Source organism: Pseudomonas sp. BIGb0164 (genome assembly GCF_024810135.1).
Lineage (GTDB): Bacteria > Pseudomonadota > Gammaproteobacteria > Pseudomonadales > Pseudomonadaceae > Aquipseudomonas.
In genome coordinates this window covers 1-25265 of record NZ_JANUEA010000016.1, presented here as the reverse complement: position 1 = coordinate 25265, position 25265 = coordinate 1, and the positions used below count along the sequence as shown (strand labels likewise).

At 62.7% G+C, this 25265-nt stretch carries 26 protein-coding genes; 15 read left to right on the top strand and 11 right to left on the bottom strand.

What is annotated here, in order from left to right; translation table 11 throughout:
• Positions 1–9 precede the first annotated feature (9 nt).
• Positions 10–897 (bottom strand): hypothetical protein, encoded by an 888-nt coding sequence (locus tag M2394_RS30280; RefSeq protein ID WP_259175828.1) that lies wholly within the window; start codon positions 895–897, stop codon positions 10–12.
• 127 nt (positions 898–1024) lie between these two features.
• On the opposite strand from M2394_RS30280, the gene M2394_RS30275 reads away from it, so the two are divergent.
• A complete protein-coding gene (locus tag M2394_RS30275; protein ID WP_176995276.1) occupies positions 1025–1927 on the top strand; it encodes a LysR family transcriptional regulator in 903 nt (300 codons plus the stop codon).
• Here M2394_RS30275 and M2394_RS30270 read toward each other — a convergent pair.
• Both M2394_RS30270 and M2394_RS30265 read right to left on the bottom strand, forming a co-directional pair.
• Positions 1919–2677, bottom strand: a complete 759-nt coding sequence (locus M2394_RS30270) for a substrate-binding domain-containing protein (RefSeq protein ID WP_176995277.1) — start codon at positions 2675–2677, stop codon at positions 1919–1921. The genes M2394_RS30275 and M2394_RS30270 overlap by 9 nt on opposite strands.
• Entirely contained in the window at positions 2677–3981 is a 1305-nt protein-coding gene (locus tag M2394_RS30265) for an MFS transporter (RefSeq protein ID WP_259175824.1), read from the bottom strand. The genes M2394_RS30270 and M2394_RS30265 overlap by 1 nt, the downstream gene beginning before the upstream one ends.
• Before the next feature lie 198 nt (positions 3982–4179).
• Here M2394_RS30265 and M2394_RS30260 point away from each other — a divergent pair, with 198 nt between their 5' ends.
• Positions 4180–4323, top strand: a complete 144-nt coding sequence (locus tag M2394_RS30260) for a hypothetical protein (RefSeq protein WP_176995279.1) — start codon at positions 4180–4182, stop codon at positions 4321–4323.
• Positions 4324–4448: 125 nt separating this feature from the next.
• Here the strand turns inward: M2394_RS30260 and M2394_RS30255 are convergent, their stop codons facing one another.
• Positions 4449–4841 carry a VOC family protein gene (locus M2394_RS30255; protein WP_259175823.1) on the bottom strand — a complete coding sequence of 131 codons (393 nt, stop codon included), beginning with the start codon at positions 4839–4841 and terminating at the stop codon, positions 4449–4451.
• Positions 4842–4991: 150 nt separating this feature from the next.
• On the opposite strand from M2394_RS30255, the gene M2394_RS30250 reads away from it, so the two are divergent.
• From M2394_RS30250 to M2394_RS30225, 6 genes are all read left to right on the top strand, one after another.
• Positions 4992–5714, top strand: coding sequence for a GntR family transcriptional regulator (locus M2394_RS30250; RefSeq protein WP_178925670.1), 723 nt, complete (start codon positions 4992–4994; stop codon positions 5712–5714).
• Complete coding sequence (locus tag M2394_RS30245; protein ID WP_178925671.1) at positions 5711–6499, top strand: SDR family oxidoreductase; 789 nt, start codon at positions 5711–5713, stop codon at positions 6497–6499. The genes M2394_RS30250 and M2394_RS30245 overlap by 4 nt, the downstream gene beginning before the upstream one ends.
• Positions 6500–6567: 68 nt before the next feature.
• Entirely contained in the window at positions 6568–7500 is a 933-nt protein-coding gene (locus M2394_RS30240) for a 3-keto-5-aminohexanoate cleavage protein (RefSeq protein WP_259175822.1), read from the top strand.
• A 74-nt stretch (positions 7501–7574) separates the two neighbouring features.
• Entirely contained in the window at positions 7575–8453 is an 879-nt protein-coding gene (locus tag M2394_RS30235) for an SMP-30/gluconolactonase/LRE family protein (protein ID WP_178925742.1), read from the top strand.
• 73 nt (positions 8454–8526) lie between these two features.
• Positions 8527–9849, top strand: a complete 1323-nt coding sequence (locus M2394_RS30230; RefSeq protein ID WP_178925741.1) for an MFS transporter — start codon at positions 8527–8529, stop codon at positions 9847–9849.
• A gap of 55 nt (positions 9850–9904) precedes the next feature.
• Entirely contained in the window at positions 9905–11230 is a 1326-nt protein-coding gene (locus tag M2394_RS30225; RefSeq protein WP_259175821.1) for an MFS transporter, read from the top strand.
• Here M2394_RS30225 and M2394_RS30220 read toward each other — a convergent pair.
• Positions 11185–11343 (bottom strand): hypothetical protein, encoded by a 159-nt coding sequence (locus M2394_RS30220; protein WP_178926108.1) that lies wholly within the window; start codon positions 11341–11343, stop codon positions 11185–11187. The genes M2394_RS30225 and M2394_RS30220 overlap by 46 nt on opposite strands.
• A gap of 147 nt (positions 11344–11490) precedes the next feature.
• Between M2394_RS30220 and M2394_RS30215 the strand changes: the two genes are divergently transcribed.
• Both M2394_RS30215 and M2394_RS30210 read left to right on the top strand, forming a co-directional pair.
• The gene (locus M2394_RS30215; RefSeq protein ID WP_176995287.1) at positions 11491–12426 is read left to right on the top strand and encodes a LysR substrate-binding domain-containing protein; all 936 of its coding nucleotides are present in this window, start codon (positions 11491–11493) and stop codon (positions 12424–12426) included.
• A 127-nt stretch (positions 12427–12553) separates the two neighbouring features.
• Positions 12554–12916 carry a 5-carboxymethyl-2-hydroxymuconate Delta-isomerase gene (locus tag M2394_RS30210; RefSeq protein WP_176995288.1) on the top strand — a complete coding sequence of 121 codons (363 nt, stop codon included), beginning with the start codon at positions 12554–12556 and terminating at the stop codon, positions 12914–12916.
• A gap of 3 nt (positions 12917–12919) precedes the next feature.
• Here M2394_RS30210 and M2394_RS30205 read toward each other — a convergent pair whose 3' ends face one another.
• The 3 genes from M2394_RS30205 to M2394_RS30195 all read right to left on the bottom strand — a co-directional run bounded on the left by M2394_RS30205 (position 12920) and on the right by M2394_RS30195 (position 17240).
• Positions 12920–13855: a LysR family transcriptional regulator gene (locus tag M2394_RS30205; RefSeq protein ID WP_259175818.1), complete on the bottom strand. Its 936-nt coding sequence runs from the start codon at positions 13853–13855 to the stop codon at positions 12920–12922.
• A gap of 320 nt (positions 13856–14175) precedes the next feature.
• Entirely contained in the window at positions 14176–15618 is a 1443-nt protein-coding gene (locus M2394_RS30200; protein WP_259175817.1) for an aldehyde dehydrogenase family protein, read from the bottom strand.
• Positions 15615–17240, bottom strand: coding sequence for a 5-guanidino-2-oxopentanoate decarboxylase (locus M2394_RS30195; protein WP_259175816.1), 1626 nt, complete (start codon positions 17238–17240; stop codon positions 15615–15617). Before M2394_RS30195 ends, M2394_RS30200 begins: the two co-directional genes overlap by 4 nt.
• Positions 17241–17351: 111 nt before the next feature.
• On the opposite strand from M2394_RS30195, the gene M2394_RS30190 reads away from it, so the two are divergent.
• On the top strand, positions 17352–18224 hold the full coding sequence (locus M2394_RS30190; protein ID WP_259175815.1) for a LysR substrate-binding domain-containing protein: 873 nt from the start codon (positions 17352–17354) through the stop codon (positions 18222–18224).
• Positions 18225–18395: 171 nt separating this feature from the next.
• Here M2394_RS30190 and M2394_RS30185 read toward each other — a convergent pair whose 3' ends face one another.
• Both M2394_RS30185 and M2394_RS30180 read right to left on the bottom strand, forming a co-directional pair.
• Positions 18396–19010 (bottom strand): NAD(P)-dependent oxidoreductase, encoded by a 615-nt coding sequence (locus M2394_RS30185; RefSeq protein ID WP_259175814.1) that lies wholly within the window; start codon positions 19008–19010, stop codon positions 18396–18398.
• A 33-nt stretch (positions 19011–19043) separates the two neighbouring features.
• Positions 19044–19910, bottom strand: coding sequence for an MBL fold metallo-hydrolase (locus M2394_RS30180; RefSeq protein WP_176995295.1), 867 nt, complete (start codon positions 19908–19910; stop codon positions 19044–19046).
• Positions 19911–20014: 104 nt separating this feature from the next.
• Here M2394_RS30180 and M2394_RS30175 point away from each other — a divergent pair, with 104 nt between their 5' ends.
• Both M2394_RS30175 and M2394_RS30170 read left to right on the top strand, forming a co-directional pair.
• Positions 20015–20920, top strand: a complete 906-nt coding sequence (locus M2394_RS30175; protein ID WP_259175812.1) for a LysR family transcriptional regulator — start codon at positions 20015–20017, stop codon at positions 20918–20920.
• Positions 20921–21020: 100 nt separating this feature from the next.
• Positions 21021–21200 (top strand): hypothetical protein, encoded by a 180-nt coding sequence (locus M2394_RS30170; protein WP_176995297.1) that lies wholly within the window; start codon positions 21021–21023, stop codon positions 21198–21200.
• Positions 21201–21208: 8 nt separating this feature from the next.
• On the opposite strand, the gene M2394_RS30165 is transcribed toward M2394_RS30170, so the two are convergent.
• On the bottom strand, positions 21209–22099 hold the full coding sequence (locus M2394_RS30165) for a helix-turn-helix domain-containing protein (RefSeq protein WP_259175810.1): 891 nt from the start codon (positions 22097–22099) through the stop codon (positions 21209–21211).
• Between the two features lie 188 nt (positions 22100–22287).
• Here M2394_RS30165 and pobA point away from each other — a divergent pair, with 188 nt between their 5' ends.
• Both pobA and M2394_RS30155 read left to right on the top strand, forming a co-directional pair.
• Positions 22288–23472 (top strand): 4-hydroxybenzoate 3-monooxygenase, encoded by a 1185-nt coding sequence (gene pobA / locus M2394_RS30160; RefSeq protein WP_178926087.1) that lies wholly within the window; start codon positions 22288–22290, stop codon positions 23470–23472.
• 75 nt (positions 23473–23547) lie between these two features.
• Entirely contained in the window at positions 23548–25065 is a 1518-nt protein-coding gene (locus M2394_RS30155; RefSeq protein WP_259175809.1) for an MDR family MFS transporter, read from the top strand.
• The last annotated feature ends 200 nt before the right edge of the window (positions 25066–25265 follow it).

Below are 25265 nucleotides of genomic sequence, written 5' to 3'. Positions count from 1 at the left end.
TGCCAGGTTTCAGGGGGTGACAGTACGCCCCTGCGGCACCAACTCCAGCACCCGATTCCTGCCGCCTTCAGCCAGCAGGTAGGTGCCACGCCCCGTCGGCACAATCGACTGCGGCGCTTTCAAAAACGACAGAATGGTCTGCTGTTTGCCCTGTGGGTCTACCAACAACAACCGTGCCCGGTGCGTCGAGTCTTCGTTGACCCACAGCCCGCGCTCATCGCACATCAAGAACGTCGGCTTGTTCAGGCCTGCCAGCACCACCGGGTCGCTGCCATCGGCGCTCAGCTCGCGCACCACGCCTTTTTTCTTTTCCGTGTAGAGCATTCGCCCGTCGGCGCAACGCACGATGGACTCGCCTTCCTGCACCTGGTCGCGCAGCACGCTCAACGACTGATCGCTCCAGCGATAGCGCAGCAGGCGGCCGGTGGGCTTGCGGTCTTCGATGGCGTAAAGGTCGTCGCCTTCATCCCAGAGCCCTTGCACGTTTTCACCCTTGAAGAGCTCAGTCACCACGCCGTCCTTGAAAAAGCTGACGGGCAAACCGCCGGATTCCTGGCTGAACACCCAGCCGCCACGGGTCGCGAACATGCCATCGGGCTTGGAAAGGTTGGCCACCACCACATCCCGTGCGCCATCTCTGTGGATACGTACGATGCTGCCTTTGCCCTTGGCAAGCTCCTGGCTGACCATCAGCGAACCGTCCGGCAACGGCATCAGCGAGGCGGCTTTCTCCACGTCCCGGTGGACCACCTGGACACTCCAGCCAGCTGCCGCGCTCACGGGGTAGAAGCTTTGCCAGGCGAAGAAGCCGAGTGCCGCCAGGCAAGGGAGGCCCACGAGGGCGGCGCCGAGTCGCCATAGACGCAGGTTTTTTTTGTTAGGGGAGGCGCTGGACATTGATCACTCTGTCGAAAGAATTCGGCACGAGACTACGCAGATCACCCGATTTTTTAAATGCACGTGGCCTGACGCTGACGCATTCGTACGATAATGTCCCCCAAATCGACCTCACTGGCCCTTCCTCGTGATCATCAACTTCGACCTCAACGACCTCCAAGCCTTCCGCGCCGTGGTAGACAAGGGCAGTTTCCGCGGCGCCGCCGAGGCCATCCGCATCTCGCAGCCTGCGCTGAGCCGGCGTATCGAGAAGCTGGAGTCGGCCCTCGACGTGAAGTTGTTCGAGCGCACCACGCGGCGGGTCAGCCTGACCATGGTCGGTCGTGCCTTCCTGCCCCAGGTGGAGCGCATGCTCGATGACCTCGACGTGGCCCTGATGGGCATCAGCAACGTCGCCTCCACGCGCATGGGCAACGTCACCATCGCCTGCGTGCCGTCGACCGCGTATTACTTCATGCCCCACGTGATCTCCGAATTCCACAAGCTCTATCCGAAAATTCGCCTGCGGGTGCTGGATGCCAGTGCTGGCGAAGTGTGCAATGCGGTGGAGAGTGGCGAGGCGGATTTCGGCGTGAGTTTCAGCGGCAGCCTGGCCGATGAAGTGGAGTTCGAATTGCTGCTGCAGGAGCGCTACGTACTGGCCTGTCGTCGCGATCACCCCCTGGCCGAGCGCGACAGCGTGACCTGGGCCGAAGCCTATGAGCACGACTACATCACCGTCGACAAAACCTCCGGCAACCGCTTCTTGCTGGATCAGGCCTTGCGCGGCGTGCGGGTGAAAAAACCGAGTATCTGCGAGACGCACCACGTGACCACGATGATCGGGCTGGTGGAGGCGGGGTTGGGTGTGGCGATGGTGCCGTCAATTGCGATGCCGGCGGGCACACACCCGATTCTGGTCAGCGTGCCGCTGGTAGAACCCCAGGTGATGCGCAATGTGGGCTTGATAAAACGCCGCGGGCGGACATTGCCGCCAGCGGCGCTGGAGTTGGAACGGTTGGTGCGTGAGATGCCGTTTCGGTCAGTGTGACACCGAGTCCAGGCCGGTGGATTGCACCACCGGTTGCGCCTGGGGCGACGCCAGGAACTGCAGCAGCGCCTTGGCCTGGGCCGGGTGTTCAGCGTTGACCGGAATGCCCGCCGCAAAGCGCGTTACCGATTGCACGTCTTCCGGGATCTTGCCGACGTAGGTCACGCCCGGCACCGGCAACAATTCCGCCACCTGTTGCAAGCCCACTTCGTAGTCACCCTTGGCGACCTGTTCGGCCACCGGGAGGCGTTCGATCATGGTGCCCTTGGCCGGCATGCCGAGCTTCTTGAACAGCTCCTTTTCCACATACACGCCGCTGGCGCTGTCCGAATACGCCACGGACTTGGCCTGGCTCAGCACGGCCTTGAGCTCGGCGTCGGTGCCGATCGCCGGCTTGGCCGCGCCGGCCTTCACCACCAAACCGATGCGCGAGTCTGCCAGTTCAACGCGGGAGGCCTTGTCGACCTTGCCCTGTTTGATCAGCTCATCCAGGGCGTAGCCGACCATGATCACCACGTCGGCGTGTTCGCCACGGGCCAGGCGGTTGGGAATCGCTTCCGGCGCCTTGCCCATCGATGGGCCGAGGATGGTGTCCAGGGTATCGCCGCTTTGCTGGGCATACTGCGGGCCGAGCAATTTGTAGGCGGCGGTGAAGCCCCCCGAGGTCATCACTTTGAGCTGTTCGGCCTGGGCCGTCAGCGCGAACGCGCCGAGGGCCAGGGCTGTCAGGGTCTTGAGCAGCGGGCGCATCACACCGCCTCCTGCATCACCTGCCCACGGGCGTTGGCGCGGCGGTACAGCGCGAGGGTCGAGCACAGCGCGCACAGGGCGGCAAACATCATCCAATAGGCAGGGGAGGCCTTGTCTTCGGTGATGTGGATGAACCAGGTGGAGATCGCCGGGGTGAAGCCGCCGAAGATTGCGGTCGCCAGGCTGTAGGCCAGGGAGAAGCCGGCTACGCGCACTTCAACCGGCATGATTTCGGTCAGGGCCGGAATCATGGCGCCGTTGTACATGCCGTACAGGAACGAGAACCACAACAGGGTTTCCAGCATGTGGGCGAAGCTCGGTGCGTTGACCACGAACGACAGCGCCGGGTAAGCGGTGATCACGGTCAGGGCGGTCATGGCGAGCAGCACCGGCTTGCGGCCAAAACGGTCGCTCAGGGTGCCGCCGATGGGCAGCCAGACAAAGTTCGACACCGCCACCAGCAAGGTCACCAGCAGCGCGTCGGAGGTGCTCAGTTGCAGCACGGTCTTGCCGAAGGTCGGTGCGTACACGGTGATCAGGTAGAACGCGGTGGTGGTCATGGCCACCATCAGCATGCCGCCGATGACCACGGTCCAGTTCTTCGCCAGGGTGGCCAGCACTTCGCGCATGGTCGGGCGATGCTTACGGTTGGCGAACTCTTCGGTCTCTTGCAGGTTGCGGCGCAGGATGAAGATGAACGGGATGATCACGCAGCCGATGGCGAACGGAATGCGCCAGCCCCAATCGGCAACGACGGCCGGTTCCATCCACACGTTCAGGCCATAGCCCAGTGCGGCGGCGACCACGATGGAGATCTGTTGGCTGCCCGATTGCCAGCTGGTGTAGAAACCCTTGCGGCCCGGAGTAGCCATTTCAGCCAGGTACACCGAGACACCGCCCAGCTCCGCGCCGGCCGAGAAGCCCTGCAGCAGACGGCCCAGCAGCACCAGCGCCGGGGCCCACAGGCCAATGCTGTGGTAACCCGGCACCAGCACGATCAGCAGCGTGCCGCTGGCCATGATGGACAGGGTGACGATCAGGCCTTTGCGGCGACCCACGTCATCGATATAGGCACCCAGGACAATCGCGCCCAGCGGTCGCATCAGGAAGCCCGCGCCGAACACGGCGAAGGTCATCATTAATGACGCAAACTCATTGGCAGCGGGGAAGAACGCAGCGGCGATGTAGGTGGCGTAGAAACCGAACAGAAAGAAGTCGAACTGTTCGAGGAAGTTGCCGGAAGTCACGCGGAAAACCGCACCAACTTTCGAGCGGGCAGAGTCGGGCCGGGAAGGGCTAGTCATGGTTTTGTGTCTCCAGCGTTCTTTTTAAAGTGCTTGTTTCGCTTAAGACCGCGGATAGTGGCTGACACATTTAGAAATGATAAGTGAGTTATTTGGATGTATTGATGCGCACAGGCTATCAATCGCCAAGGCCGTCCAAAATGATGGCCCTGTTCTATGCTGAAAGGTGTGACCAAATCTTACGGATGGGAGGTGACAATGGCTGACGAACGCAAGCGAAAGGATGAGCCGGAGCGTGAACAACCCCGGCGCCACGAGGAAGAAAAACCGCAGACCTGGAAGCATCCGGACGACGGCACAGAGCTGTCGGAGCGCGACCAGGAGTTCCCGCTCAAACCCTGATATCCCGGGAGTACTCGGTTAGAAATGTGGGAGCGGGCTTGCTCGCGAATGCGGTGTATCAGTGGCAAATAGGCTGACTGACACACCGCATTCGCGAGCAAGCCCGCTCCCACATTGTCCTGCGCTCAGTTCAGGATCGGCGTACACAACTCCACCAGCGTCCCATCCGGGCAACGCACATACGACACCACCTGCCCCCAGGGTTTAGTCGTCGGCGCCGACAGCTCTACTGCGCCCTGCGCAAGCGCGTTGGCGTGCGCAGCCAACACATCCTCGGTCACAAATCCCACCTCCATCCCCAACGGCTGGCGCGAAGCGTGTGCCTGTACATGCCCGCCCTCGAAATTCATTTCACCCAGTTCATGGGCAGCAAACGACAGGGTCGTAGCCCCTGTTGCCAGCTCGCCATACGTGCCTGATTCATGCAGGAAACGGCGACTGAACCCGAAGGCTTTTTCGAAGAATTCCAACGAGGCCGCAACGTCCGGCACGTAGATGATGGTGTAGGCGAATTTCATGGTTGAGCGCTCCTTGCGTGGTTGAGGGGTCATTAGAGTCAGCGGCCCTGCGTCCGTCAATCGAGCAGAAATCGGATCGGGAAACTATTTGACATATTTGATTTGTGATCACATATTGAAGCCATAAGAACGACAACACAGGTTTGACTCATGACTGATGGTCCGCTCCTCCTGCCCACCTTGCGCCAGGTATCCCGCGATACCCTGCAAGACCAGGTCTACCGCCAGATCCGTGAAGCGCTGATGAGCGGTCGCTTCCAGCCTGGCCAGAAACTCACCATCCGCGGCCTCGCCGAAGCCCTCGGTTCCAGCCCCATGCCGGTGCGCGAAGCCCTGCAGCGCCTCAGCGCCGAAAACGCCTTTGAAGTCACCGAAACCTCCCGTCTGCGTGTACGACTGATGACCGTCGAACGTCTGCGTGAAATCCGTGATACCCGGGTTGCCCTCGAAGGTTTGCTTGCTGAAAAGGCCGTGCTGCGCCTGCAAAAAGCTGACCTCGACGAAATCACCGACCTCTGCCAGCAGATGCAGCACGCCGCCGATGAAGTCGACGTGTCGCGCTACCTGTGGACCAACTTCGCGTTTCACCGGCGCATCTACGCCGTGGCCCAGGCCGAGTTGACCATGGCTGCCGTGGAAAACTTCTGGCTGCACATGGGCCCGTGTTTTGCCCTGGTCGCCCCCGATAAAGCTCACCTGCAACGCTCGATGGAGGCGCACACGCGCATCGTCGAAGCCCTGGCCGCCCGCGATGGCGCCGGCGCTCGCGCGGCGGTGACCGATGACATCATGCAGGCCGCCGATTCCCTGGCGCGCCTGCTCGTCAAGAACGACCGTACGCGGTCGTCTGCTTCAGGAGGTAAACGTGCATGAGTGTCTTACAACGGTTGCAGCCCTATCCCGGGTTACGTGTGTTGATTTCCGGCGGGGCTGCCGGCATCGGTGAAGTGCTGGCGGCGGCGTACCTGGAAGCAGGCGCCAAGGTGCATGTGTGTGACGTGAGCGAGTCGGCCCTGGCCGCGTTTCGCGACAAGCACCCTGGCACCGTCGCCACCCGCGCCGATGTCAGCGATGCCGCGCAAATCGAGGCGGTGTTCAAGGTGCAGCACGAACAGTTCGGCGGCCTCGATGTGCTGGTGAACAACGCCGGGATCGCCGGGCCTACCGGCGGGATCGATGCGATCAGCGACGCCGACTGGCAAGCCACCATCAACATCAACCTTACGGCGCAATACCGCTTTGCCCACCACGCGGTGCCGATGCTCAAGGAATCGTCCCACGGCCACTTGCTGCACATCGCCTCGGTGGCCGGGCGCTTGGGTTACGCGTGGCGCACGCCGTATGCGGCGACCAAATGGGCCATCGTCGGCCTGATGAAATCCCTGGCCTCGGAGTTGGGCGAGAGCGATATCCGCGTCAACGCCTTGCTGCCCGGCATCGTCGAAGGCCCGCGCATGGACGGCGTGATCCGCGCCCGTGCCGAGCAGGTCGGCGTGCCCGAAGCCCAGATGCGCCAGGAATACCTCAACAAGATCTCGCTCAAGCGCATGGTCACCGCCGAAGACGTCGCGGCCATGGCCTTGTTTCTCTGTTCGCCCGCCGCACGCAACGTGACCGGCCAGGCGATCAGCGTCGACGGGAACGTCGAGTACCTGTAAGCCACGGAAGAACACTGCGCGCTGCACCCAGGATTTTTCTTCATAAGAATAAAAGTCGGAGATTCGTCATGTCCAAAAATCGTCCTGTCATCATTACCTGCGCCGTTACCGGTGCGATTCATACGCCGTCGATGTCGCCGCACTTGCCGATCACCGCGCAGGAAATTGCCGACGCCGCCATCGGTGCCGCCGAAGCCGGCGCCGCGATTATCCACCTGCATGCCCGTGACCCCAACGATGGCCGCCCCAGCCAGGACCCGGCGCTGTTCGCCGAATTCCTGCCGCAGATCAAGGCTGCCAGCGACGTGGTGATCAACATCACCACCGGCGGCGCACCGACCATGGGCGTGGAAGAGCGCCTGCAGCCGGTGATGCAGTTCAAGCCGGAACTGGCCTCGTTGAACATGGGCTCGATGAACTTCGGCCTGTATGAAATGCTCAACCGCTTCACTGACTTCAAGCACGACTGGGAGCGCCCGTACCTCGAAGACAGTGACGACCGGATCTTCCGCAACACCTTCCGCGACATCACCCACATCCTCAATTCCTGCGCCGAGAACCGCACCCGTTTCGAGATCGAGTGCTACGACATCGGCCACCTCTACACCGCCGCGCATTTCCTGGAGCGCGGCCTGCTCAAGCCGCCGCTGTTCATCCAGTCGGTGTTCGGTTTGCGCGGTGGCATCGGTGGGCACCCGGAAGACCTGGCGCACATGCGGCGCACCGCCGACCGCTTGTTTGGTGACGACTACGTGTGGTCGATCCTCGGTGCCGGGCGTGGGCAAATTCCGCTGGCGACCATGGGCCTGTCCATGGGCAGTAACGCGCGGGTCGGTCTGGAGGATTCGCTGTGGGACGGCCCGGGCAAATTGGCGGCCTCCAACGCCGACCAGGTACGGCGCATCCGCACGGTGATCGAAGCCCTCGGCCATCGCGTGGCCACGCCGGATGAAGCGCGGGAAATCCTCGGGCTCAAGGGGCGTGACCAGGTCAATTTCTAAGCCTGACGCTGCAAACAACGAGGCCGTGGTGGAGCACGGCCTGCATCCCGCACAACAACAATAAGGGGATCACCATGCGTATCGAAGTGCTCGTCGACATCAAGACCACCCTGGGCGAAGGCCCGGTGTGGGACGTCGAACAACAACGGCTGTACTGGATCGACAGCGCCGACGGCCGGGTCCTGCGCTGTACTGATGACGGTCGTGAACTGCGCGCCTGGGACGTGGGCCAGAAAATCGGCTCCATGGCCCTGCGCCACAACGGCGACTCGGCGATTGTCGCCCTGCAAAACGGCGTGCACACCCTCGACCTCAAGAGCGGTGAACTCAACCTTGTCATCGACCCGGAACCGCACCTGCCGAACAACCGCCTCAACGATGGCAAGGTCGATCGCCAGGGCCGCTTTGTCTTCGGCTCCATGGACACCCTCGAAGACAGCGCCAGCGCCAAGCTCTACCGGCTGGACGCCGACCTGAGCCTGCACACCCTGGACGAAGGCATCATCGTGTCCAACGGCCCGTGCTGGAGCCCGTCGGGCGAAACCTTCTACTTCTGTGACACCTGGTCCGGCGAGATCTGGGCCTATGACTACGACCTCGCCACAGGAGGCGTGAGCAACCGCCGCACCTTTGCCAAGGTCGACACCTCCGGAGGTGGCGCCGCCGACGGCTGCACCGTCGACGCCGAAGGGTGCCTGTGGCAGGCGCTGGTCTACGCCGGAAAACTGGTGCGCTACACCCCCGACGGCCACGTCGACCGCATCATCCAGATGCCGGTGAAAAAGGTCACCAGCCTGACCTTCGGCGGGCCGAACCTGGACACCCTGTTTGTGACCTCGATGGCCAAGCCGCCGCTGCCGCGTTTCCCGGCAGACGGCCAGCAGCGCGGCGCGCTGTTCGCCATTACCGGGTTGGGCGTGCAAGGAATAGCCGAGCGACGTTTCGCCAGCTAGCGCGTGTGTGTGACAAGGCAAATTCCTTCGCAACCTTGTGTCAGTGCGCGCCCTTGCGCGCCTGGAGAGGCCCATGGCAACTATCAAAAAAGCGTCGCTGCGCAGCATTCACCGGCATTCCTGGGTGTCGCTGCTGGTCTGTTGGATGATCTGGATCCTCAACGCCTATGACCGTGAGATCGTGTTGCGCCTGGGGCCGACCATCTCCAAGCATTTCGATCTGTCCGCCGACCAGTGGGGCACCGTGGCCACGGTGGTCATGCTGGCCCTGGCGCTGCTGGATATCCCCGGCTCCATGTGGAGCGACCGTTACGGTGGCGGCTGGAAACGCGCGCGCTTCCAGGTGCCGCTGGTGCTGGGTTACACCGCGATCTCGTTCCTGTCGGGCTTCAAGGCACTGAGCGGCAACCTGGCCACCTTTATTGCCCTGCGCGTCGGCGTCAACCTCGGCGCGGGCTGGGGCGAGCCGGTGGGCGTGAGCAACACCGCCGAGTGGTGGCCGGTGGAGCGTCGCGGCTTTGCCTTGGGCGCGCACCACACCGGTTATCCGATCGGGGCGATGCTCAGCGGCATCGTCGCCAGCTTTGTCATCACCGTGTTCGGCGAAGACAACTGGCGCTACGTGTTCTTCTTCGCCTTTGTGGTGGCGCTGCCGCTGATGATCTTCTGGGCGCGCTACTCCACAGCCGAGCGCATCACCGCACTGTATGTCGACATTGCCGCCAAAGGCATGACCCCGCCCGACAACGCACCGCCCAGCGCGGTAAAAGGCGAGGCTTGGCGCACCTTTGTCGCCACCTTGCGCAACCGCAATATCGCCCTCACGGCCGGCAATACGATGCTCACCCAAGTGGTGTACATGGGCGTCAACATCGTGCTGCCGGCCTATCTCTACAACATCGCCGGGTTGTCCCTCGCGGAGTCGGCGGGGATGAGCGTGGTGTTCACCCTCACCGGCATCCTCGGGCAACTGGTGTGGCCGTCTCTGTCGGACATCATCGGCCGACGCACCACCCTGATCATCTGCGGGCTGTGGATGGCGGCGAGTGTCGGCGCGTTCTACTTCGCCAACACCCTGACGCTGATCATCGTCGTGCAACTGCTGTTCGGCCTGGTGGCCAATGCGGTGTGGCCGATCTACTACGCGGTGGCCTGTGACTCGGCCGAGCCGTCGGCGACCTCCACCGCCAACGGCATCATCACCACCGCGATGTTCATCGGCGGCGGCCTGGCGCCGGTGCTGATGGGCAGCCTGATTGCCATGGGCGGCGGCTGGACCACGCTGCACGGCTACACCGTGTGCTTCTTCGTGATGGCCGGCTGCGCCCTCGGCGGCGCGCTGCTGCAACTGTTTTCCCATCGCCCCCAGGCCATGGCTGTGCAACTCCAACCCTAGAACAACACTGATGCGCCCCCCAGCTCGGCTGGCGGGGCGCCAAGAGGAACTGCCGATGACAACCGTCACCCGGGCCCGCGAACCGCAGGCGCTGAATAAACTGATGTTCGCCAAGCTGATGCCCTTGCTGATCATCGCCTACATCTTGAGCTTCCTGGACCGCACCAACATCGCCCTGGCCAAGCATCACCTGGACGTCGACCTGGGCATTTCCGCCGCGGCCTACGGGCTGGGCGCCGGGTTGTTTTTCCTCACCTATGCGCTGTCGGAAATCCCCAGCAACCTGATCATGCACAAGGTCGGCGCGCGGTTCTGGATCGCCCGCATCATGGTGACCTGGGGCCTGATCTCGGCGGCCATGGCCTTTGTGCAGGGCGAGACCTCGTTCTACGTGCTGCGCCTGTTGCTGGGCATCGCCGAGGCCGGGTTGTTTCCGGGCGTCATGCTCTATCTGACGTACTGGTTCAACCGTGAACAACGGGCGCGGGCCACCGGTTATTTTCTGTTGGGCGTGTGCTTTGCCAACATCATCGGCGGCCCGGTGGGCGCGGCCTTGATGCGCATGGACGGCCTGCTCGGCTGGCATGGCTGGCAGTGGATGTTCCTGCTCGAAGGCTTGCCGGCCGTGGCGTTTGCCTGGGTGGTGTGGTGCAAGTTGCCGGATCGCCCGAGCAAGGCGTCGTGGCTGTCGGCCGAAGAAGCGCGGGGCATCGAGCAGCGTATCGCCCAGGAAACCGAAGAGGGCGCGGGCGAGGGTGGGCACTCGTTGAAAAACTGGCTGACCCCACAAATCCTGTTGGCGATCTTTGTGTATTTTTGCCATCAGATCACCATCTACACCGTGATCTTTTTCCTGCCGAGCATCATCAGCAAATACGGGGAGCTGAGCACCATGAGCGTCGGCCTGCTGACGTCGCTGCCGTGGATGGCGGCGGCACTGGGCGCCGTGCTGATTCCGCGTTTTGCCACGACGCCCGGGCGTTGCCGGCGGCTGCTGGTGACCGGGCTGCTGACCATGGCGCTGGGGCTGGGCATTGCGTCGGTGTCGGGGCCGGTGTTCAGTTTGCTGGGCTTTTGCCTGTCGGCGGTGATGTTCTTTGTGGTGCAGTCGATCGTGTTCCTGTACCCGGCGTCACGCCTCAAGGGCGTCGCGTTGGCGGGCGGTCTGGGGTTCGTCAACGCGTGCGGGCTGTTGGGCGGGTTTGTCGGGCCGTCGGTGATGGGCGCGATTGAAATGAGCACCGGTAACGCGATGAACGGCTTGAAGGTGATTGCACTGGTGTTGGTGGTGGCGGCGCTGGCGGCATTGCGCTTGCGTCAGGGGCAGGAGGCGACTCACACCAGCAATGAAGTGGGGAACCCGGAAGCCAGCACCAGGTAAGCCACGATGGCCGCCAGGCACAGGCCGACAAATACCCGCAGCAGTGTCCTGGCAGTCGGGTTTTCGATGAACTTGATGGCCCAGAGCAACACCCCGCTAAAGAGGGCGCTCATGGCGAAAATGACCAGCACGGTGGTGTTCCTGCGACCCTGGAAAGCTGATTTATAGTCCCAAAGCCTGCGGATGAACAGTGCGCACATAGACGCAGGCCCCCGGGCTTTCTAAACTGCGGCTTGTCTTGGGGAAAGGGGCAGGCGCCGATGAATCGCAATGAACTACGCAAGGCCGACATCAACCTGATGGTGGTCTTCGAAGCACTGATGCTGGAGCGCAATGTGACACGCGTGGCCGAGAAGCTGTTTCTCGGCCAACCCACCATCAGCTCGGCCCTCAACCGCCTGCGTACGCTGTTCAACGACCCGCTGTTCATTCGCGTCGGCCATCGCATGGAACCCACCGCGCGCGCCGAGGAGATCATCCAGCACCTGTCGCCGGCCCTGGACTCCCTCTCGTCGGCCTTGAGCCTGACCCACGATTTTGACCCCACCCAAAGCACCATGACCTTCCGCATCGGCCTGTCCGACGACGTCGAGTTCGGCCTGCTGCCGCCGTTGCTGCGGGCCTTGCGCCAGGAAGCACCGCTGGTGGTGTTTGTGGTGCAGCACGTCGACTACTGGCGAATCCCGGACCTGCTGGCCTCGGGCGATATCACCGTCGGCATCACCCAAACGCGTGGCCTGCCGGCCAATGCCAAGCGCAAGTTGCTGCGGCATATCCGCCCCAGCTTGCTGCGCGCTGACGCTTCAGACACTCCGCTGACCCTCGACGAATATTGCGCACGCCCCCATGTGCTGGTGTCCCACACCGCCAACGTGTCCGGGTTCGCCGATGAATGGCTGGCCGAGATCGGCCGCAAGCGCCATGTAGTGCTGTCGGTGCCGCAGTACAGCGCGCTGCCGGCCTTGCTCGCTGGCACCGACATGATCGCCAGCCTGCCCGACTACACCGCCCAGGCCATGGCCGCCAGCGGCAACCTGTTCTGCGAGCCGTTTCCGTTTGAAACCCCGACCCTGGACCTGTCGATGGTCTGGCTCAGCCACGTGGACACCGACCCAGCGGAACGCTGGATGCGCTCGCGGCTGGAAGCGTTCATGAGCGAGCGCGACCTGCTGCCGGTGCTGGCCGCCAAATCCTGAGGCAACGCGTCCAAGCGGGACTGCTCGCGCAGGCGCCTGACCGAAGTTTCACCGACAAAACGGCCCGGTTCATTTCGGCCGCGTGTTATACCTATGACTCTTTTCCTACACGTACTCGGAGCTTTTCATGCCGCACCTGCACCTGGAATACACCGCCAACTTGCCAGACCTGGCGGTTGAGAAAACCCTGTTGCGGCTCAACAACGTGCTGATGGCATCCGGGCAGTTCGGTTCCGAGTTCGACATCAAGAGCCGCGCCGTGAAGGTCGAGAGCTTCCAGGTCGGCACCTCCCTGAGTTCCCGTGGCTTTATTGCGGTGAAACTATCGTTGCTCAGCGGGCGCTCGCCCCAGGTCAAGAAACAGCTCTCCGAAAGCCTGTTGGCGGCGCTGCAAGACCTGGGCGATTGGCCCGAAGGCGTACAGCTGCAACTGAGTGTCGAGCTGCTGGACATTGATCGCGATTCCTACAGCAAAGTCGCCATCGGTTAAGGGTTACAGCAACCCTTGTTCGGCGCAGACTTTTACGACTTGCTCGCGAAACCAGGTATTGGCGCTGTCCTGTTCACTGGTTTCGTTCCACTGCATGTCCAGGGTGAACCCTGGTAAGCCGTTGGGCGCTTCGCAATGGCCGAATACCGGCGGTGGCGCCAGCAGCTTCTGCACGCGGCGGGGCAGGGTGACGACGAAGTCGGTGCCGGTGATCATCTTCAGTGCCGCGCCGTAGCTGTTGGCCCGCGCCACCACTTGGCGCTTGTGGGCCTGGCGCGCGAGCCAGCCGTCAATCATGTTGGTGCTGGAGGTCCAGGGCGTCGGGAACACGTGGCGGCGCTCCACAAAGGATTGCAGGCTGAACGCCGGCTCCCGGGGCGCCGAACGTTGGTCGAACACACACACCAAATCATCTTCGAGCAGCATCTGGGTCTTGAAGTCTTTGTGGGCGCGGTGAAAGTGCGGGCCGAAGCAGATCACCAGGTCGAGGCGGCCTTCGCGCAGGTCATCGGCGGGGATGTCACTTTCCAGCTTTTGCACGTTGACGATCACCGGCAGGTCGGCGCGGTCGAAGTTTTTCAGCAGGCGCGGCAGGATCAATTGCTCGAAGTATTCCGGGGCACACACGTTGAAGGTCACGGCTTTTTGCGTCGGGTCGAAGGCCTGGCCCCCGGCGTGGCACAGGTTGATGCTTTCGAGGATCTTCTGCACATGGCCATACATGGTGGTGGCCTTGTACGTCGGCCGCATGCCCGCCCGCGTGTTGATAAACAGCTCGTCCTCGAAACTGGTGCGCAGTTTCTTCAGGCTGTAGCTCACGGTGGACTGGCTGACGAACAGCGTTTCGGACACCTCGGTAACGCTGCTCTGGTCGTAGACGGCGATGAACACCATCAAGTCCTGCATATCGAGCTTTCTGAGCGAATTACTGTTTAGCATCCATTCCATCCGGTAAGCCTTGGCACTGTGACAGCGCGCGACAAGGGCAAAAGCTTAACGGAACGCTCGTACCAATAGAAAGCTCTGTAGGGCGTTTCTATGTTTGGCGTGAGACAAATAATGTTTGCAACACGACGTCAGCGAATATGCCGAGCGTAATGCTGCGGGGTGAAGCGGCTGACTGACACAACGGCGATCCACTGTGGAAACTGGCTTTTGTGGGAGCTGGCTTGCCTGCGATGGCGATCTGTCAGTTGATACAGCGTTGATTGACACACCGCTATCGCAGGCAAGCCAGCTCTCACATGGGATGTGTGTCGTTAGATGGATTTAATCACGTGCTTGATCTCCTGGAATGCCGCCAACCCCCACGGCCCCAGCTCGCGGCCGATGCTGCTCTGCTTGTAACCGCCCCACGCCGTCTGCGGGAAGATCACCTGCGGCGCGTTGATCCACACCAGCCCGGCTTGCAACGCATTGGCGACACGCTCGGTGGCTTCAGGGTTGCGGCTGACCACACTGGCCACCAGGCCGAAGTCGCTGTCGTTGGCCAGGGCGATGGCTTCTTCTTCAGTGGTAAAGCGGCGTACACACAGCACCGGTCCAAAGATCTCTTCGTTCCACAACGCACTGTCCAACGGCACATCGGTAAACACCGTCGGCCGAATGAAGAAACCCTTGGCCAGATCCGCCGGCCGTTCACCACCGCACAGCAACCGCGCGCCGTCTTCAACACCACGCCTGATATGCCCCAGCACCCGCTGATACTGCGCGCGATTGATCAGCGCGCCCATTTCCACGTCGTCGGCAAACGGGTCGGCCACGCGAATACCTTCAGCCCGTGCCTGCAAGCGTTGCAGGAATTCATCCGCCAGGCTGTCAGCCACCAATACGCGGCTGGTGGCCGAGCAGATTTGCCCCGCGTTGAAAAAACCACCGCCGCACGCCAGTTCCACCGCCAGGTCGAGGTCGGCGTCGGCCAGCACCAGCAATGAGGATTTGCCGCCCAGTTCCAGGCTCACGCCCTTGATGGTTTCAGCAGCACGCTGCATCACTTGCACGCCCACTGCGTTGCTGCCGGTGAAGGAGATCTTCGCCACGCGACGGTCTGCTGCCAGGGGCGCGCCCACCGCCAGGCCGGTGCCGCAGACCAGGTTGAACACGCCGCTCGGGAAGCCCGCTTCGGCGATGATCCGCGCCAATTCAAGCTCCGCCAGCGGCGTGACTTCCGAGGGTTTGAGCACCACGCAGCAGCCGGCCGCCAGGGCCGGGGCGAGTTTCCAGGAGGTGGTCACCATCGGGAAATTCCACGGTACGATCAGCCCCACCACGCCACACGGCTCACGGCGCAGACGCGCGCTGAAGTCATCGCTGGGCAGCGCCACCGGGCGGTCTTGCCCAGCGTCCATTTCTTCAGCCACACCGGCGTAGTACTCGAAGGTGGCGATCACGTCGTCCACATCGATCCCCGCTTCAAACAGCGGCTTGCCGTTGTTGCTCGACTGCAATTGCATCAGCTGCTCGCGGCGTTCGCTGACGCCCTGGGCGACCTTGCGCAACAGCGCGCCACGATCACGGCCGGTACTCTTGGACCAGTCACCGAACGCGGCGCTGGCCGCGTCGACCGCCAGCTTTACTGCTGTGGCATCACCCACGCTGACCTGGGCCAACGTCGCCTCGGTGGCCGGGTTGATCACCTCCAGCACGTCATGGCCGGCACGCCATACACCGTCGATGTACACACCGTTCAATACTGCGCTCATACCCCTACCTCCTTCATCCAAAGTCCCTGGTCGATTTCAATCAGCGTCGGCCCCTGGCGATCGGCCGCGGCACGTAAGGCTGTGCGCAAGTGTTCGCTGCCCTGGATACGCTCGGCGGCGCAGCCCAGTGCCTTGGCCACGCCGATGAAGTCCGGGGTGTAGATGTCTACGCCGACCGGCTCGATAGCGCGGTTGACCATGTACTTCTTGATCTCTTCGTAGCCCTGGTTATTCCACAGCAGCACGATGACCGGCACCCGCGCTTCCACGGCGCTGGCCAGTTCCGGCAGGCTGAATTGCAGGCCGCCGTCGCCGATCAGGCACACCACCGGCTGCCCGTCGCCACGCCCCAGCCAGGCGCCGATGGCGGCCGGCAAGGCGTAGCCCAACGTGCCGTAGCCGGTGGAGGAATTGAACCAGCGGCGTGGGTGGTCGAGGTTGAGCGTGAGGTTGCCGCTGTACACCGGCTGGGTGGAGTCGCCCACCAGCACGGCGTCGGGCAGTTCGTCCAGGACGGTGGTGAGGAACAGGGTTTGTGCGCGAGTGGCGGCGTCCCAGGTGGGCGCCAAATCGGCCCACAGGCGTGTAACCCGTTCGGCGCCCCACGCTGGGTTGCGCGCAGGCAGCGGCTTGCTGTTCAGTTCTGCCAGCAAGGCCTCGGCGGCGATCTGTGCATCGGCCACCAGCGCTACCTGCGGCGGGTAATTGCGCACGGTCTGGTCGGCATCGATGTCGACGCGCAGTAAGGCGCCGGGAATCTCGAAGCCTCCGGCGAAGGTCACGTCGTAGTCGGTTTCGGCCAGTTCCGTGCCGATGGCCAGCACCACATCGGCGTCGGCCACCAATGCGCGGGTGGCGACCAGTGTTTGCGTGGAACCGATCAACAGGGGGTGGCTGGCGGGCAGCATGCCCTTGGCGTTGATGGTCAGGGCCACGGGGGCGCCGAGGGTTTCGGCCAGACGGGTCAGTTCCGGGGCGGCGTCGATGGCGCCGCCACCGGCGAGGATCAACGGGCGCTTGGCGGCCGCCAGCAGTTGAGCCATTTGTTTCACCGCCGACGGCGCCGCACCGGCACGGGCCACGCTGACCGGCTCGCTGCCGAGCAAGGCGTCGGCGTTTTCCACCAGCACATCCAGCGGGATCTCGATATGCACCGGGCGCGGGCGGCCGGCCTGGAACAGGGCAAATGCACGGGCCAGTACGCCGGGCAGTTCCGCCGCCGACATCAAGGTGTGGGAGAACGCGGCCACGCCGGCCATCATCGCGCTCTGGTTCGGCAGTTCATGCAGCTTGCCGCGCCCGCCGCCCAATTGGCTGCGTGACTGCACGCTGGAGATCACCAGCATCGGGATCGAGTCGGCATAGGCCTGGCCCATGGCCGTGGTGATGTTGGTCATGCCGGGGCCGGTGATGATGAAACACACACCCGGCTTGCCGCTGGTGCGCGCATAGCCGTCAGCCATGAAGCCGGCGCCCTGTTCGTGGCGCGGGGTAACGTGACGGATGCTCGAGCGGGCCAGGCCGCGATACAGCTCCACAGTGTGTACGCCGGGGATGCCGAACACCTGATCCACGCCGTAGCCTTCCAGAAGGTGGACCAATACTTCGCCGCAGGTCGCCATACATGTCGCTCTTGTTATGGATTCGAGGCGGTATTGGACCGGCTGGCCCGTAGCGGCAACAATCGATAAAAAGTCATACTAGCCATGTCCTCACGTCATGGCTGCGCCCCTATGAAACGCCTCCCACCATTGCCCGCGCTGCACACCTTCTGGGTCACGGCCCAGTGCTGCAATTTCACCCGCGCGGCCGAGCAACTGCACATCACCCAGGGCGCGGTGAGCCGCCAGATTGCCGGGCTGGAAAACCACCTGGGCTACGCCTTGTTCCAACGCCAGGCGCGGGGTTTGAGCCTGACCGAGGAAGGCCGCGAATGGTCGCTGCGGGCCCAGCAGGTATTCGGTTTGATCGGCGAAGCAGTGGAGCAGATCGGCGGCCGCCGCGAGACCCTGCAACTCAAGGCGTCCACCTGCGTAATGCGCTGGCTGCTGCCGCGCTTGATGCAATGGCAGCACGAGCGCCCGGACGTGCCTGTGGAACTCACCACCACCGTGGCCTACACCGTGGACTTTCGCCGCGAGCAATTCGATGCGGCGGTGATCTATGCGCCCATCGCCGAGCAATCGGCCCAGGCCCGGCACTTGTTTGACGAACGACTCACACCCGTGTGTGCACCGGCCTTGCTCGGCGGGTTGCGCACGCCGGCGGACCTGCAGCAACAGGTACTGCTGCACCCCACGCGGGATGAGCGGGACTGGGCGTTGTGGCTCAAGGCGGCGAATACCCATTTGAGCAACCTGGCCCAGGGGCATCATTTCGAAACACTGGATTTGGCCATGACGGTGGCGTCACAAGGCTCGGGCGTGGCGATCGGCGACAGTGCGCTGATCGGTGAGGATTTGAAGGCGGGGCGGTTGGCAATGCCGTTCGAGCTGCAAGTAGCAACGGGGATGGGGTACTACCTGGTGTATCCCTCGGGGAGTGAGCCTTCACCCGGGCTGGAGGCTCTTATGAATTGGCTCGTCAGCCAGGCACAACAGTCGTAACCCTGAAGATCCATATGTGGGAGCGGGCTTGCTCGCGAATGCGGTGGTTCAGTTAAAACTTCTTTCACTGATACACCGCATTCGCGAGCAAGCCCGCTCCCACAGGTTTAACCGCGTTGGGTCAATTGGCTGGTCATGAACGCCAATCCCCCCATGTAGGAGAGCGTTGGATCAGTAGCCGACGGTGAAGCGTTGGCGCGAATGCTTCGGCGTTTCCACTTCGTCGATCAGGGCGATGGCGTAGTCGGCGAAGCTGATCCAGCTGCGGCCTTCGCTGCTCACCAGCAGGTCATCCTGGCCCAGGCGGAAGGTGCCGGTGCGCTCGGTTTCGACAAACTCCGCCGACGGTGACAGGAAGGTCCAGTCCAGGTCTTTTTCCTGGCGCAGTACGCTAAGAAACTCGGCGCCCGCGCTGGCTTCGGCTTTGTACTCGGCTGGGAAGCCCGGGCTGTCGATCACGCGGCCACCGCCTGGCAGCAGCAGCGAACCGGCACCGCCCACCACCAGCAGGCGCTTCACGCCGGCCTTTTGCACCGGGCCGATCACGGCGCTGGCGGGCAGGGTGGCGAAGTGCGCGGCGCTGATCACCACGTCGCTGCCGCTGACAGCCTGTTGCAGGGCCTGCGCGTCCAGTGCGTCGACTTCCTTCACAGTGACGCCCGGGCGCACGGCGATCTTGTCGGTGTTACGCGCAATGGCGGTGACGCTGTGCCCGCGACGCAGGGCTTCTTCCAGCAGTTGGCTACCGGCACGGCCGGTGGCACCAATGATTGCAATCTTGCTCATGACGTTCTCCAGTTCGTTAGGGTTTGAAACCATTCACCACTTCATTTCGCCCTTGGCGACTTTGGCACCCAGTTCCAGGCTGCCTTCGTCGGCGAGGTTCGGGTAACGCTTTTTCATCGCCGCGATCAGCGCCGCAGAGTCCTTTGCCTTGGCGGTCTCGATGTCGAACGCCTTGATGTAATCGGCGGTAAACGCCACGGACTTCACGGTGGGGGTGCCCAGGTAGTGGCCTGGAATCACCGTGCGGGGTTTCAAGGCTTCAATGCGCTTGAGGGTGGTCAACCAGTCGGCATGGGATTGGGCGGTCTGGGTGTCAGCCATCCACACGTGGGTGTTTTCAAACACCACCACGCCACCGACCACGGCCTTGATCGATGGGATCCACACAAAGGTGCGGTCCGGTTGCGGGCCGTCCAGCCCGACCACTTCCAGCGCCTGGCCTTCAAGCGTCAGGGTGTGGCCTTGCAGCACCTGGGGGATGACCAGCTTCGCCGGTTTGTCGGCGCCCAGTTTCGGGCCCCAGAACGCGAGTTTTTGCTCGGCGGTCGCCTTGATGTGGTCGACCACCGGCTGCGAGGCCAGCACCTTGGCATCGGGGAAGGCGGTGGTCAGGACGTCGAGGCCGAAGTAGTAGTCCGGGTCACCGTCGCTGACGTAGATGGTGGTCAGGTGCTTGCCGCTGGCGCGGATCTTCTGGACCAGGTCTTGCGCCTGGCCATTGCCGAACTGCGCATTCACCAGGATGACGTCATGCTCGCCACTGACCAGTACCGAACTCACCGGCATCATCGCCGAGGTGCCCGGGTTGTAGGCATCGAGCGTCAGGTCCGCGGCAGCGGCGTGGGCAGCAAAGGCCAGGGCGGCCATCGCGGTGGCCAACCGTTTGAAGGTCGAGATCATGTGCAGCTCCAGCGAGGGATAAGTGATGCACAGAGCTTAGTTGCACTAAACGTCACAAAAAATGCCATGCTTGAACATAGTTTGTTTCTAAAACCGGGCAAATCATGGACCGTCTTCAAGCAATGCGGGTGTTTGTCAGCGTAGTCGACCTGGGCAGCCAGTCGGCGGCGGCCGATCATCTGGACCTGTCGCGGCCGGTGGTGTCGCGCTACCTGGCTGAACTGGAAGACTGGGTGGGCGCACGCCTGATGCACCGCACCACGCGCAAGCTGAGCCTGACGACGGCCGGCAGTGAAATGCTGCCGCGCTGCCGACAGATGCTGGAGTTGTGCAACGACATGCAGGCTGCCGTCACCGAGCCCGATGAAGCCCCACGCGGTCAGTTGCGCTTGAGTGTCAGCAGCTCGTTCGGCCAGGCGCAGTTGGCCGATGCGGTGGCCGAGTACGTCAAGCTCTACCCGCTGGTGAGCATCGACATGCAGATGCTCGACCGCACGGTGAACCTGGTGGACGAACGCATCGACCTGGCCATCCGCACCAGTTTCGAACTGGACCCCAACCTGATCGCGCGCAAGCTCACCCTGTGCCGTTCGGTGATCTGCGCGTCGCCCGCTTACCTGCTGGAGCACCCGCAACCCCGGCAGGTGCGTGACCTGGCGGAGCACAATTGCCTGACCCACTCCTACTTCGGCAAAAGCCTCTGGCATTTCACCGAGAACGGCGAGCCGGTGTCCGTGGCGGTGCAGGGCACTATCAGCGCCAACGAGGCCACGACGTTGTTGCGAGTGACCTTGGCGGGGGCGGGGGTGTCACGGTTGCCGAGCTATCAGGCCGGGGATTACATCCGCAGCGGCGAATTGGTTCGCTTGTTGCCCGACGCCGAGCCGCAGCAGATGAACATCTACGCGGTGTACGCCTCGCGCAAACACATGCCCCAGGCGTTGCGCAGCCTGCTGGATTTCCTGGTGGTGAGGTTTCCAGAAGAGCCGGCGTGGGACGTTGGCCTCTAAGGCGACATAAACCGGTTGAATAGCGTCCAATAATGGCAACTCGCCCTGGCTGACCTATGCTTTAAACAGCACTGTTCATACCTGTGCTGAGGTCTGTGCCATGACGCTAAAAATCAGAAAGTACCTGATGATTTTCATCCTGTGCGCCCTGGCGACTGCGCTGTATGGCACCGCCGCCTACCGGGTAGAGCAAACGCGCATGCAACCGCCGAGTTTTGCGATCAGTTGCCATCAGGACCAATGCGTTCCCCATACCGGCAGCTTCAGCGCGCTGCGCTGACCCGGCGCCTACAGGGCGGGGCTGGTTTCGGCCTTGAGCTGTTCGCGAAAGGCCTTGGGCGAGAACCCGACCCGTCGGCGGAACAGCCGTGAGAAGTTGGTGGGATCGGAAAACCCCAGCACTTCCGACATCTCGTTGATGGTCATGCTGGTGTAGGTCAGCAGGCGCTTGGCTTCCAGCAACTGGCGGTCATGCATGATCTGCAGTGCAGGCTGCCCTCCCAATTCCCGACACGTACCGTTGAGGTGCGAGACCGAGATGCCCAGTTTATGGGCCAGGTCTTCGATCTTCGGGTGTTCGCGATAATGCTGTTCGACCAACTGGGTAAAGCGCCGGAAGTATTCACGGCCGCGTGGTGTGCGGGGATGGCGGCGCTGGATGGCCTGGCGGCTGATCCACACCAGCAGCACGTTGACCAGGGCGTGCATCATCATGTCCCGCGCCGGTTGCTCATCGGCGTATTCGTCCTGCAGGCGGGCGAACTGGGCGTTGAGGTAGTCACTGTCCTTGCCGGCAGGGTAACTGCCCAGGGCCTGTAAACCGTCGACGGTGGCCCCCAGTTGCGCCTGCAAGTGGCTCACCAGCGGTGCAGCCAGCGTTACCACGTAGCCTTCGACATTCTCCGAAAAACGAAAACCATGCACACACAACGGCGGCAGCACCTGCAGCGTGGCTTCGTTGAGCGTGGTGCGCTGGCCTTCGATTTCCAACTGCGCGTGACCCTTGTGGACATACAGCAACTGGCACAGATCCGCGTGCCGGTGGGGCTGGATTTCCCACTGGTATTCCCGACTCCGCCGGGAAATGGTTTCACAGTGCAACAAATCCGGCGTTGGCCATTGCTGGCTTTCCCCGTACAGCTTGAAGACCGGAATCGCGGAACTGGCAGTTTTGGTCATGGTTTCAATCCGATACTCAGGATAGTGGTGCGGTAATCGCCCCGATTGGCAAAAAGCGCAGGCTTTGTCTCAGTTTTCACCTTCTTATGCCGGCCACTCAAGTGAAAAATGCCAGCAACCAGATCAATGACAACTCTTTCACCCAATCCGTTCGGTGAAGCTTGTGGGCCATAAAAATAATGAAAACGCTGAAAACCCAAGTCGCCATTATTGGCGCCGGTCCTTCGGGATTGCTGCTCGGCCAACTGCTGCACAACGCCGGTATCCAGACCCTTATTCTTGAGCGTCAGCGCGCCGATTATGTGAAAGGTCGCATCCGTGCCGGGGTGCTGGAACAAGGCATGGTCGACCTGTTGCGCGAGGCGGGCGTGAGCCAGCGTATGGATGCCGAGGGCCTGGTGCATGACGGTTTTGAACTGGCGCTCAATGGCAGGCTCACCCACATCGACCTCAAGGCGCTGACCTGCGGGCAGTCGGTGATGGTCTACGGCCAGACCGAAGTCACCCGCGACCTGATGGCTGCCCGTGAAGCCGCTGGCGCCAGCACCCTGTATGAAGCGCACAACGTGCAGCCCCACGACCTCAACAGTGATCGACCCTGGCTCACCTTCGAGCACGAAGGCGAGACGTATCGCCTGGAGTGCGACTACATCGCCGGTTGCGACGGTTTCCACGGGGTGGCGCGTCAGTCGATTCCTGCCGAGTCGCTGGAGGTGTTCGAGCGGGTCTATCCCTTTGGCTGGCTAGGCATCCTGGCCGATACACCGCCCGTGCACCCGGAACTGGTATACGCCAAACACTCGCGTGGCTTTGCCTTATGCAGCATGCGCTCGCCGACGCGCAGCCGGTATTACCTGCAAGTGCCGGTGGAAGAACCGTTGGATGAGTGGTCGGATGAGCGCTTCTGGGAGGAACTGAAAACCCGCCTGCCGGGCGAGCTGGCGCAGCGGTTGGTCACAGGACCATCGATCGAGAAAAGTATCGCGCCGCTGCGCAGTTTCGTGGTGGAGCCGATGCAGTACGGGCGCCTGTTCCTGCTTGGCGATGCGGCGCACATCGTACCGCCCACCGGCGCCAAGGGGCTGAACCTGGCGGCCAGTGATGTGAGCACGCTGTATCGGATCCTGTTCAAGGTGTACCGCGAGGGACGGGTGGACTTGCTGGAAAAATACTCCGCCATCTGCCTGCGCCGCGTGTGGAAGGCCGAGCGGTTCTCCTGGTGGATGACCTCGATGCTGCATCAATTCCCACAAGCGGACGGCTTCAGCCAGCGCATCGCCGAGAGCGAGCTTGAGTACTTCATCCACTCGGAGGCCGGTCGTAAAACCATTGCAGAAAATTACGTCGGACTTCCTTACGAGGCTATCGAATAGCCTGCTATCGAGTAAGATGTCGAGCATTCCCGCGGGCCCTTCCTTACCCGTGGGCCCTGCTCGAAAGGTTCTGCCGTGACTAACCTGAATCAGCCCGCCCAACCCGTTCCCGCCGTACGCAGTGTGCTGGCTGCCTTGATGATGGCGATCTTCCTCGGTGCCCTGGACCAGACCATCGTCGCCGTGTCCATGCCGGCCATCTCGGCGCAATTCCATGACGTCAACCTGCTGGCCTGGGTGATCTCCGGCTACATGGTGGCGATGACGGTGGCAGTGCCGATCTACGGCAAGCTCGGCGACCTGTATGGGCGGCGACCGATGATGCTGATCGGCATGGGCCTGTTCACGCTGGCGTCGCTGTTCTGCGGCATGGCGCAAAGCATGGAGCAACTGGTGCTGGCGCGGATCCTTCAGGGCATCGGCGCCGGCGGGATGATCTCGGTGAGCCAGGCGATCATCGGTGACATCATCCCGCCCCGTGAACGCGGGCGCTACCAGGGCTACTTCAGCAGCATGTACGCCGTGGCCAGCGTGGCCGGGCCGGTATTGGGCGGCTACATGACCGAGTACCTGTCATGGCGCTGGGTGTTCCTGATCAACCTGCCACTGGGCGCCGGCGCCTGGTACGTGGCCCATCGCACGCTGGTGGGTTTGCCGGTGCCGCAGCGCAAGCCGATCATCGACTACCTCGGCACAATATTGATGATCATCGGCTTGACCGCCTTGCTGCTGGGCATCACCGAAATCGGCCAGGGCCATCACTGGCGCGACGACCAAGTGCTGGGCCTGCTGGCGTGCGCGTTGGTGGCGCTGAGCGTGTTTGTCTGGCATGAACGCCGCGCGCGGGAGCCGCTGCTGCCGATGCACCTGTTCGCCAACCGCAGTGCGGTGTTGTGCTGGTGCACGATTTTCTTCACCAGCTTCCAGGCGATTTCCCTGACGGTGTTGATGCCGCTGCGCTACCAGACGGTGACCGGTTCCGGCGCCGACAGCGCGGCGTTGCACCTGTTGCCGTTGGCAATGGGGTTGCCCATGGGCGCCTATTTCGCCGGGCGCATGACCTCGGTGACCGGGCGCTATAAACCGATGATCTTGAGTGGCGCGCTGTTGAGCCCGTTTGCGATTCTCGGCATGGCCTACAGCGCGCCCCAGGCGGTGGGGATGACGGCGGTGTTTATGCTGCTGTGTGGGATTGCGGCGGGGATGCAGTTTCCGACATCGCTGGTGGGGACGCAGAATTCGGTAGAACAGCGGGATATTGGTGTGGCCACCAGTACCACCAACCTGTTCCGTTCGCTGGGTGGCGCGGTGGGGGTGGCGTGCATGTCGGCGCTGTTGCTGGCGTTGTTGCAGGATTCGAGTTTTGCGCACTTGGCCAGTGGGGCGTTGGGGGCTGAGGGCGGTTCGGGGAATGTTTTGTTGGATGGGCTGAACGCGGCGCCAGGGCCGGCGCAGGATGCGTTGCGTGGGGAGTTGGCGGTGACGTTTCGGCATTTGTTGATGGTGAGTGCGGGGGTTTCTTTGCTTGGGTTGATGGCGGCTCTGGCTATGCCTAATCGGGTGTTGCGGGGGCGGGAGGATAAGGCTCGGTGAGGTTGGGTGGGGGGGGTAGATCCGTTGCTGCGGTAACGGCTACTTAGGGTTCCGCCCTTACGGCGGGTCACTTTTGGAAGAGCGCCAAAAGTAACCAAAAACGCTTTGCCCCAACACTCGGCACCTCGCCTAGGCTCGGTGTGCCCTCACTCCGGCTTTGGAGCGTGGGCCGCCGCGATGGGCCATCCTTGGCCCAGCGC